The 11038-nt window shown below is 40.1% G+C and carries 9 protein-coding genes and 2 pseudogenes; all 11 read right to left on the bottom strand.

The features are described 5' to 3' along the window. Positions 1–503 (bottom strand): annotated as a pseudogene (locus tag Q0340_RS08305) (hypothetical protein); the annotation flags it as partial. Further along, positions 500–1825, bottom strand: a complete 1326-nt coding sequence (gene rfbH, locus Q0340_RS08300) for a lipopolysaccharide biosynthesis protein RfbH (protein WP_298082923.1) — start codon at positions 1823–1825, stop codon at positions 500–502. The pseudogene Q0340_RS08305 and the gene rfbH, both read right to left, overlap by 4 nt. After that, positions 1826–2920: an NAD-dependent epimerase/dehydratase family protein gene (locus Q0340_RS08295; RefSeq protein WP_298082922.1), complete on the bottom strand. Its 1095-nt coding sequence runs from the start codon at positions 2918–2920 to the stop codon at positions 1826–1828. After that, positions 2917–3702 carry an aldolase/citrate lyase family protein gene (locus Q0340_RS08290; protein WP_298082921.1) on the bottom strand — a complete coding sequence of 262 codons (786 nt, stop codon included), beginning with the start codon at positions 3700–3702 and terminating at the stop codon, positions 2917–2919. Before Q0340_RS08290 ends, Q0340_RS08295 begins: the two co-directional genes overlap by 4 nt. A 1-nt stretch (position 3703) precedes the next feature. Continuing rightward, positions 3704–4432 carry an HAD-IIA family hydrolase gene (locus tag Q0340_RS08285; RefSeq protein ID WP_298082920.1) on the bottom strand — a complete coding sequence of 243 codons (729 nt, stop codon included), beginning with the start codon at positions 4430–4432 and terminating at the stop codon, positions 3704–3706. Continuing rightward, complete coding sequence (locus tag Q0340_RS08280; RefSeq protein WP_298082919.1) at positions 4425–6215, bottom strand: thiamine pyrophosphate-binding protein; 1791 nt, start codon at positions 6213–6215, stop codon at positions 4425–4427. Before Q0340_RS08280 ends, Q0340_RS08285 begins: the two co-directional genes overlap by 8 nt. After that, positions 6212–7312 carry a CDP-glucose 4,6-dehydratase gene (gene rfbG / locus Q0340_RS08275; protein WP_298082918.1) on the bottom strand — a complete coding sequence of 367 codons (1101 nt, stop codon included), beginning with the start codon at positions 7310–7312 and terminating at the stop codon, positions 6212–6214. The genes Q0340_RS08280 and rfbG overlap by 4 nt, the downstream gene beginning before the upstream one ends. Positions 7313–7315: 3 nt before the next feature. Next, positions 7316–8089: a glucose-1-phosphate cytidylyltransferase gene (gene rfbF, locus Q0340_RS08270; protein ID WP_298082917.1), complete on the bottom strand. Its 774-nt coding sequence runs from the start codon at positions 8087–8089 to the stop codon at positions 7316–7318. 290 nt (positions 8090–8379) lie between these two features. Further along, a complete protein-coding gene (gene infC / locus Q0340_RS08265; RefSeq protein WP_177388239.1) occupies positions 8380–8901 on the bottom strand; it encodes a translation initiation factor IF-3 in 522 nt (173 codons plus the stop codon). Continuing rightward, on the bottom strand, positions 8898–10721 hold the full coding sequence (gene thrS / locus Q0340_RS08260; protein WP_298082916.1) for a threonine--tRNA ligase: 1824 nt from the start codon (positions 10719–10721) through the stop codon (positions 8898–8900). The genes infC and thrS overlap by 4 nt, the downstream gene beginning before the upstream one ends. 102 nt (positions 10722–10823) lie before the next feature. After that, a pseudogene (locus tag Q0340_RS08255) lies at positions 10824–11038 on the bottom strand (Bcr/CflA family drug resistance efflux transporter); the annotation flags it as partial.

The raw sequence follows: 11038 nt of genomic DNA, 5'->3' as shown, positions 1-11038 counted from the left end.
GCTATTATGGTATATATATAATATTTAAATTTATCTATATTTTTTATAGCTTTAACGAAGAACAATACAGATAAAAATTCAAAAATATAAAGATATGTATGATAATCTTTTGGCATAAATGCAGGCATAGAAACCCATAAAAAATTAGTAAATACTGCAGCTATAGCACTGTTAAAATTTGGAAAAAACTGAGATAAAAGTTTATAAAAGACATAAATCTCTATATAAAATATAAAAATCCCGATCAATCTAAAGGTAAAAAAATCAACGCCGAATAATTTTTGATAAAAACTATTTACATATACAAATAACGGTGTCCAAGGTAAATAGAAATCTTTACCAGGGGTCAATCCTTTATTATTTAAATATCCAAATGTTTCCCACCACCCATCCGTAAATGGCATATATTTATTAAAAGTCAAAATATTCAATGCTACTGGAATCAAAAGAATCAAATAAACAGTATAACTGTCGCGGAATTGTAGTTTTTTCCCCTCTCTCATGAAATAACAAATCCCCTAATTGCTTTTATAATATACTCTATCTTCTCATCGCTCATTCCAGGGTATACCCCCACCCAGAAACTATCCTTCATTATCTTATCGGTATTTTTTAGCTCGCCTGAAATTTTATAATCGGCTCCGAGTTCAAGGTCTGCAAATAGTGGATGCTTGATCATATTGCCTGCAAATAAATTTCTTGTTTGCACGCCCACCTTCTCTAGATGCTCGCTAAGCTCGTTTCTACTAAATTTTGCCCCGTCTGCAACCGTCATCATAAAGCCGAACCAGCTAGGCTCGGAATGCGGCTGAGCTTTAACCAAAATGAGCTCCTTTATATCTTTTAAGCCATCATAAAGCTTTTTAAAATTTTGCCTACGACGCTGCACAAAGTTAGAAAATTTCTCTATCTGAGCGCATCCTACGGCAGCTTGCATATCAGAGGCTTTTAAATTAAATCCGAAGTGCGAATAAACGTATTTATGATCGTATCCAAGCGGTAGCTCACCAAATTTTTGCGAAAAACGCCTGCCACAGGTATTATCTACGCCGCTCTCACACCAGCAATCGCGCCCCCAATCACGCATACTTAGCATAATTTTTTTAAGTAGCGGATTATTCGTATAGGTAGCGCCACCCTCGCCCATCGTCATATGGTGAGGCGGATAGAAGCTACTTGTGCCTATATCTCCCCATGTGCCGGTTGACTTGCCCTCATACAGTGAGCCCAGAGCGTCACAGTTATCCTCGATAAGCCACAAATCGTGCTTATCGCAAAATTCCTTCACGGCTTTTATATTAAAAGGATTTCCTAGGGTGTGAGCTACCATGACGGCTTTCGTTTTTGGGCTAAGCGCAAGCTCAAGCTTCGTATGGTCTATATTAAAATATTCAAGCTCCATATCGACGAAAACTGGAACGGCACCATATTGCACGATAGGTGCAACCGTCGTAGGAAAGCCTGCCGCTACTGTTATGACTTCGTCGCCCTTTTTTATGCGGCGCTCTTTTAGAAGTGGCGAGGTAAGTGCAAAAAATGCAAGTAGATTTGCGCTGCTTCCGCTATTTACCAAAAATGCCCATTTTACGCCAAGCATTTTGGCAAATTCTTTTTCAAATTTTTTAGAATATGCGCCATATGTGAGCCAAAAATCAAGTGAACTATCTACTAAATTTACCATTTCGTGCTCATCAAAGACTCTACCTGCGTAATTCACATGGCTTTTGCCGGGTTCGAATTTAGCGTGCTGCGCCGGCTCATGAACCAGTCTATAATACTCTTTTGTCTTTTCTAAAATTTCTTGTTTTAATTCTTTTTGATTCATTTAATATTCCTTATAATTTAGCACATATTTACAAACTCTAGAAAAACCATCTTCGGCTTTCACCAAATTAAAATTTCCCCATCCAATATCTCTTAATTTCTGATCGCTAAAATTAATAAAATTTTCTCTTTTTTTCGCTATATAACTATCATTACTATTCCTATTTACATATTTAATATTTAATTTTTTATTTTTTGAATTACTCAAAATAATTTTAGCTATTTCTAAAATACTTTTATATTCTTGAAAATTGCCAACGTTATACGCCTCCCCTAGTTTTCCATCAAGTAAAATAGTAATATACGCCGATATAGCATCTGTAATATAGCAAAATGGCCTTTTCGCCTTTCCATCGCTATACAATATTATATCTTTATTTTCGCTAATGCACTTTATAAAAAACGAAAATACTCTCGAATCATTTTTTATATCTACTAAGGGAGTATAAGTATGAGCTATCCTAGCTATTTTTACATCAATATTATACTGGTTAACATATGATTTGCAAAGAGTCTCTCCAAATATTTTACTAACAGAATATGTAGATCTAGGATCAAATATCTCTAAATTAGAAGTTGGAGTATCCTCAGTAACATTTGTAGAATCTAAATTTCCGTATATATCACAACTAGAAAAAAATAACATACTTTTTATGTGCTTTTCTTTTATAAATTCCAATAAATTATATATCCCAATTGAGTTTGGAAGCATAACATCTACTGGGATAGTAGAGTAGTATTGAGGACTGGCTAAAGATGCGGCATGAATTACATAGTTTATTTCACAGTTACAACTAAGTGGATGAAGTAAATCATCTTCCATAATAATAAAATATTCTTTATTATAAAATTCTTCATACATACTAATAGCTTTACTCTTATTTCTAACTAAACAGAATATTTTTATATTATAATTATATGCCTCATTTAAATATATTAAAAACATTACAAAATATCTCGCCAGCATTCCGCATGCACCAGTTATAAGAAATGAACTATTATCAAGTCGCTCTAAATGCATTATCTTACTCGCAATTTCTTGCATATCATTATTAATAATTACACTTTCAAAAACATGGTTATTGTACTTTTTCATTTATTGCTTAGCCTTTTTTCAAGCATTTCGATTCTTTTCTCATCCTCGGACTTGATTCTGTGATAATACCTACGCTTGCTTTTAAGCCAAGCTAATTCAAATTCAACGCCAGCTAAAATTCCGGCTTCCATATTGTTTACAGCATCTTTGCAATATACGATCTTTCGCGTTTCGTATTTATCAAGTAGTCCTTTGGAAATGAGATATTTAATAAAATCGCATGACTTCGCGGATATGGCTCCACCTAAACCGCATTTTAATCCCTTAGCTCTCGCTTTAGTAAAAATATTTTCACAATGTTTTAGCATTTCATCACTATCTGCAAAGCTCCTATCTTTACCCATCGAACTTGTAAAATCGACTCTTCCGATTGTTACGCCAGAAAGAGTATTTATATTAGGCAAGGATAGAATATCATCAAAATTATCATAGCAGGTTATAGTTTCTACATTAATCGCAAATTCTATGTCATTTCGATTATCCTCAGCAACGAAAGTGTTTATAGCTCCCAAAAATTTACTAACGGCAAATTTTGTTTCTGCCATCGGTGCTATGATACCATTTACACCTAGAGTAATAGCGTTATATATATCGGTTACCGCTTCGACACCTCCAATTTTCATAATAATAGGAAGCCCAACTTTAGAGGTAATATCTTTTAGCCTACAAAGCTCCTCCTGCCTGCTGCCTTCATTCTCGTACTCTGCTTTGATCTCAAAAACACCGTATTCGTCTTTAAGTCTTTTAAGAATATCGATCATCTCGTATTCTAAAACATTCATTTTAGCTCCTTAAAATTTTATTCTTAACATCCAGCAATGTAATATTATTGCCAACTAGAATTCCTTTACAATTAAAATTCTTTGCCATAGCCATATCACTTTCTATCCTATCACCTACCACAACGATATGCTGTTTATCAAGCCCCCAATCCTTACATAAAATTTCGAGCATAAAAGGATTTGGCTTTCCTACTATATCCAGCTTAATTTCTTCATCAATACTACCAAGTATTGCACTTAGCATAGCATTGGCACCAGGTCTTAAAAGACCATTTTCTACCGGGAAATTTTTATCTGTATTTGCCACTATTATTCTACGAGATTTTTGTAATGCAATAAGAGCTCTTGATAAAATTTCATAGTTAAAATTTAAATCAAGCCCAATTACCACGGCTTCACAACTATACTCATCCTCGACATTTATATCTGCATTCGTTAATTCACTTTTAAAACCACGGCTACCAACTAAAAATATATTTCTTAGATCATTTCTTTGCAAAAATATAGCACTAGCATAAGCTGAGGTATATATTTTATCTACAGTAGTTCTTATACCCATATGAATTAATTTATCTAAAATTTCAACTCTTGTTTTAGTTGAATTATTAGTAAAAAATAAGACATTATAACCATTGGATTCAAGCTCATCTATAGTTTGCAAAGCAAAATCGGCAATTTTACTCCCAAAATAAATAGTCCCGTCTAAGTCAAAAACTACAGCTTTATTCATCTACCGGCTTAATTATCATATTTTTATAAAATTCTTCTCGCGGCAAGAACGGAAACATATCCTCAAGTGGCTTTGAAACCATTTTGCCGTCAGGCTTTATCTTAGACGATAATTTTGGCTCCATTTTTTCAGTAGGCGAAAGCATTATTTCACAAACTACCGCACCTGGTTTGGATAGAATTTCCTCCAACTCCCCTTTTAAATTTAGCTGATTTTCTATCCTGCAGGCTTCAAAGCCATAAACCTCTGCTAATTTTACGATATTAGGAAAGCTGACGCCGCTATCTTTATCCGAGCCTACCTTGTGCCCTTTAAAAAAGTTGTTTTGAGTATTTCTGATAGAAATATAGCCTGCATTATTCAGAACAAAGATTTTGATCGGAAGCTTATTATGAATTATTGTCTGAAGCTCTTGAATATTCATCTGCAAGCTACCTTCACCCGTAACGCAAATCGTATCTTTTTTACCATTTGCGAAACAAGCACCGATTGCGGCAGGCAGATCGTACCCCATCGAAGCACAACCCGAATTTACTACCACCTTTTGATTCTCATATAAGCGCAAGCTCTGATAAGATGAAACACATGCCGTACCGTTACCGAATACATAAACTAAATCTCGTTTATGATTAGATAGCACATCGAAGAAATTATATGAATCAACCCACTCTTTTACATTTTGTCTAAAAGGCTCAATCGTAGGATAATTTTTTCTGTAATTTTTGCAAATTTCAAGCCAAAATCCAAAATCCAGCTCGTCTTTCAACGCAGATCGCAAATCCGATATAAAAACCTTCGCATCGGATTTTATCTTAATATCTGCGGCAATAGTTTTTTTGTTTAGTTCGTTTTGGTCGATATCAACTAAAATTTTTTTGGCTTCTCTGCCGAAGAATTCCCAGTTATAGCTGACTGCACGGATATTTAATCTAGCACCTATAGCAATGATGAGATCGGAATTTTGTACGACAAAATTTGCCGCTCTATTGCCAATAGTGCCATATCTACCAAAAAACAGCTCATGGTCATTTCTAACGATATCGTATCTAGCGAAAGTACCGATAACGGGGATTTTTAAAATTTCGATTAGTTTTAGAAATTCTTCGTTAGCGCCGGCAAGCGTTACGCCGTTACCTACAATGATAACGGGGCGCTTCGCAACCTTTAACGCATCTAGAACCTGCGGGATTTTTGTGTCAAACTTCGTCGCTTCGGGGATTTCAAATTCTATCAGATCCGCTTCGTCCACCATCGCGCCTTGTATATCTAGCGGCACATCCAGCCATACGGGCCCCGGTCTGCCGTGTTTAGCCTCATAAACAGCTTTTTGCAGATGAAATTTTATGCTATTTTTATCCGTTATCATTACGGCGTATTTTGTGATAGGTTTTACGATGTCAATGATATTGACCTCTTGATCGCCGAGCTGACGCAAATTTAGCTGAGGCTGCGAAGCGATGGTAGTTTGGAATTTCACCTGTCCCGATATAATCATCGTAGGGATTGAATCCACCCAGGCACCGTAAACGCCGGTAATCGCGTTCGTCCCGCCAGGACCCGTGGTAACATACGCGATACCAATCTTATTTGAGACGCGCGCATATCCCTCTGCGGCTATCGCGCAAGCCTGTTCGTGATGGTTACAGACATACTCTAAATTTTCATTTTTGCCAAGCGAATCTATCAGGTGCATATTGCCGCCGCCTGAGACCATAAATACGGTCTTTGCAGTATCTTTATGCTCGGCTATAAATTTTGCTATAAAATCGCTAACTTTTATCATCGCATCATCTCTTTTACGTAGTCGTTTAAATTTTGTTCGGTATCGATCGCGCCGTTTTCGTAGAAATTTTTATACCATTTTACAGTTTTTTCAAATGCCGTTTCACTATCCCAAACTGGCTTCCAACCAAGCAGCGCATGTGCTTTAGAGCAATCAAGCTTTAATAAATTTGCCTCATGCGGCTGATCCGTGTCGGAGCCGATTTTAAATTCTATCTTATCCCAATATCGCTTGGCGCTTTTTAGTACATCAAGCACCCTAATCGCGCCATCATCGCTAGGACCGAAATTCCACGCGCTGCCGAATTCCTTTCGCCCTTCAAGCAACTTTTGCCCCACGAGCAAATAGCCGCTAAGCGGCTCAAGCACGTGCTGCCAAGGGCGTGTCGCATGCGGATTGCGGATCGTTACCGCTTCATTTTTAGCAGCTGCGCGCATAACGTCGCAAATCAATCTATCTTGTGCCCAGTCTCCGCCGCCTATAACGTTACCTGCGCGACACGTAGCAAGCAGCGTTTGATGCTTTGTGCCGTAATCTTTTTCATTAAAAAAGGAGTTTCGATATGAACTAGCCAGAAGATCCGCGCAGCCTTTCGACGAACTATATGGATCATATCCGCCCATAGGATCGCTCTCGCGATATCCCCAAACCCATTCTTTATTTTCATAAGCCTTATCACTTGTGATATTTACGATCGCGCGAACGCCTGCTTTTCTACAAGCTTCAAGGACTTTTAATGTGCCGATGACATTGGTTTCGTAGGTTGTGATAGGATCGGCATAAGATGGGCGTACGAGCGCCTGAGCGGCAAAGTGAAATACAATGTCTGGTTTATAAGCTGCAAAGACTTCGTTTAATTTAGCAAGATCCCGTATGTCGGCGATTACCTGGACGATATTTAAATTTAAAAGTCCTATATGATTTGGCTCTGTAGGCGCCGGAAGCGAATACCCTATCACTTTCGCGCCCAAGCGCTGCAGCCATAGACTAAGCCATGAGCCCTTAAAACCGGTATGCCCTGTAAGCAAAACTGTTTTGCCATTATAAATTCCGGAGTATAAATTTTGTACTTCTTGTGTTGCTATAACACTATTCATAAACTACCACTTTTTCCAAGGGGCTTTGCCACTATCCCATAGCTTTTCCAGCACTTGCTTATCGCGCAAAGCGTCCATCGGCTTCCAAAAGCCATAGTGTTTGAAGGCGCAAAGCTCGCCGTCTTTAGCTAAATTTGAAAGTGGAGCCTGTTCAAACACCGTCGCATCACCATCAGTAATATAATCAAAAACTTTAGGCTCACACACAAAAAAACCGGCATTTATCCAATTTCCGTCACCTTTAGGTTTTTCAAAAAAAGATGTAATTAAGCTTGAATTATTAATATCTAAAGCACCGAATCTACCTTCCGGCTGAACCGCCGTCATGGTGGCAGATTTACCATGAGACTTATGAAATTTTACCAATTCATCTATGTTCACATCGCTAACGCCGTCACCGTAAGTAAGCATAAAACTCTCATCTCCCACATACTCCTGTGCGCGCTTGATTCTACCGCCAGTCATAGTATCTAGCCCGGTGTCAATCAAAGTAACTTTCCAATCTTCGCTTAAAGTTTTATGAATCTTCATATTATTATTTTTGATATCAATCGTTACGTCGCTTCTATGCAGGAAATAGTTTGCAAAATACTCTTTTATATAATAGCCTTTATACCCAAGAAGCACCACAAATTCATTAAAGCCATAGTGGCTATAAATTTTCATAATATGCCATAATATCGGTCTGCCACCAATCTCAACCATTGGCTTAGGTCTGATGCTAGTTTCTTCGGCAAGCCTAGTGCCAAAGCCGCCAGCTAAAATTAAAACCTTCATATATTCATTTCCTTTTTACTCCCATATACAAGAGGTTGCAAGAGAGAGAGAGAGAGAGAGAGTTTATCTACTTTCAATTTTATCAAAATGCACCTTAGACGAAAATAATAATTAGCTAAATTTTATTAAAATAAGAACAAATTTATGATTTATAAAGTAGCAACCTGCCCTCTTCATAAAAATCTGAATTAAAATTAAAACATAGACTAGCCAAATTAAAAACAGATTTTGGTGAAATCTTTAAGATTCCACCTTACCGTCACGACGTCTATGGTGTCGCTAAATTTACGCTACGCCTTTTTCGGCGTGATCAGCATATTTACGTAGCGGCCCTCCAGCGCAGGCGCCTTATCGCGATCGGCAACTTCTGCAAAAAATTCGTCCCAAATTTTATTGAGCAAATTTACGCCGATTTCCGGGCTTGACATCTCGCGCCCTTTTAAAAATACGCGAAGCTTGACGTGTTTGCCGCTACTAAGGAATTCTTTCGCGTGTTTTACTTTGTAATTAATGTCGTTTTGAGCGATTTTGGCGGACAGCTTGATCTCTTTGACCTCAATGATTTTTTGCTTTTTTTTCGCCTCTTTGAGCTTTTTTTCCTGCTGATAGCGAAATTTGCTGTAGTTCATGACCTTACAAACGGGCGGCTTTGCATCGGGCGCTATCAAAACCAGATCCACACCCTCTCGCTCGGCGATTTGCAGCGCCTGCGCCTTTGAAATTATGCCGTAAACCTCGCCGTTGTCGCCTATGCACCTGACTTCGCTAGCCGGAATGTCCTCGTTTAGAAAAACCTCTTTGCCTCTGCTCAAAAATTCACCTCGTTTAATTTAGCTTTTACGAAATTTAAAAACTCATCCAGCCCTAAATTTCGCTGTTCGCGCGCCCTGCGATCGCGCAGAGCCACGCTGCGAGCCGAAACTTCATTATCGCCTAGGACGATGATGAGCGGCACCTTCTGCTTTTCAGCCGTTCTGATTCGTTTATTTAGCGTCTCGTTTTTATCTAAAATTTCGCCGTCAATGTCTGCTTCGCGCAGCAAATTTAAAATTTCTTTCGCGTAACTTGCGTGCGCCTCGCCGATCGGCACGATCGATACCTGCGTAGGACAGATCCAAAACGGAAGCTCGCCCGCGGTATGCTCGAGCAAAATCCCCACGAAGCGCTCGAAGCTTCCCAAAATCGCGCGATGCAGCATCACGGGCTGCTTTTTTTCATTATTTTCGTCGATGTAGCCAAGCTCGAAGCGCGCAGGCAGGTTAAAATCGACCTGCACCGTGCCGCACTGCCATTTTCGACCGAGCGCGTCGGTGATTTTGATGTCGATCTTAGGTCCGTAAAAAGCGCCGCCGCCCTCGTCTAAGCCGTACTTTAAGCCCTTTTCGTCAAGCGCGTCTTTTAAAGCCTTCGTCGCGATATCCCAAACCTCGTCGTCGCCGACCGCCTTTTGCGGTTTGGTCGAAATTTCAAGCTCGTATTCAAAACCGAAAGCCTTCATCAGAAGCTCAACGAAATCTAAAATTTCATAGACGTTTTCTTTGATCTGGCTTGGCATCACAAACAGATGCGCGTCGTCCTGGGTAAACTCGCGCACGCGGAAAAGCCCGTGCAAGACGCCGCTTTTTTCGTGGCGGTGCACGACGCCGTACTCGCAAAATTTAAGCGGCAGATCGCGATATGAGCGGATCTCGCTTTGATAAACCTTGATGTGACCGACGCAGTTCATCGGCTTGATGCCGTATTCTTGCTCCTCGATCGTCGTAAAATACATATTTTCTTTGTAGTTGCTGTAATGCCCGCTGATCTTCCACGCGTCGGATTTTAAAATTTCAGGGCCACGCACCGGCTCGTAGCCGCGCTTGCGAAGCTGCCTATAAAGGCGCTCCTCGAGCTTTATACGCATCCTCGTGCCCGCAGGAAGCCAGATCGGAAGTCCTGCGCCGATCTGCTCGTCAAAGGTGAAAAATTTCATCTCGGCTCCGAGCTTTCGGTGATCGCGCTTCTTGGCTTCTTCTAGCATCGTAAGGTGCTTTTTAAGGCTATCTTTATCGGCAAATACGACGCCGTAGATGCGAGTTAGCATCTCGCGCTTCTCGTCGCCGCCGAGATACGCCCCCGCGATGCGCGTAAGCGCGAAATTTTTCAAAAATTTTGTATTTTGCACGTGCGGGCCGCGGCAGATATCCTCAAACTCGCCCTGCGCGTATAGGCTAACCGGGCCTTCGGGGATGCGCTTTAAAACCTCCTGCTTAAGATCGTCGTTTGCATATTTTTTCGCGACCGCCTCTTTAGTGGAGGCTATCTTTTTAATCTCTAAATTTGCCTCGGCGAGCGCGCGCATCTTTTTTTCGATAGCTTTTAAATCCTCTTCGCCGAGCTTCTCGCCATTATCTTTGCTGACGCGGATGTCGTAGTAAAACCCATCCTCGATCGCCGGTCCTACGAAAAATTTAGCGCCCGCATAGAGCTCGCGCACCGCCTGCGCCAAAAGGTGCGCACAGGAGTGGCGGATCACCTTTAGCGCGTCCTCGGAGTTATCGAAATATATCGGCTGCGCCTCGCTTGCGCGCTCGCCGATACTTTGAGTATCGTAAATTTCACCGTTAAGTTTATACGCGATAATATCGCTCATTGGCTTGTTTCCTTTTTTACCGAATTGTCTTTCTTACACTGAAAGAACGAGAGCTAATTTTAGCTAATCAATCCTTAACGATAAATTTAAAAAATATTAAAATTAAAATTTTTGATTCTTTTTTCGCAATAAAAAATACACGGCGTTTGCGCAAAGAGCACAAATCGCCATCACACTTGCGAGCAAAAACGGCTTATTAGCTCCCACTGCACCCACGATAAACGAAATAGCCCCGGCGATGGCAAATTGCGCAGTTCCGAGCACCGCCGAAGCTGCGCCCGAGTTGCCGTCCTTATACAGCGCCATCGCAAGCGTCG

Origin of the sequence: uncultured Campylobacter sp. (assembly GCF_938045595.1) — a bacterium.
Taxonomy (GTDB): domain Bacteria; phylum Campylobacterota; class Campylobacteria; order Campylobacterales; family Campylobacteraceae; genus Campylobacter_B.
The sequence above is the reverse complement of the archived record's forward strand: the minus strand, read 5'-3'. Positions and strand labels throughout refer to the sequence as shown.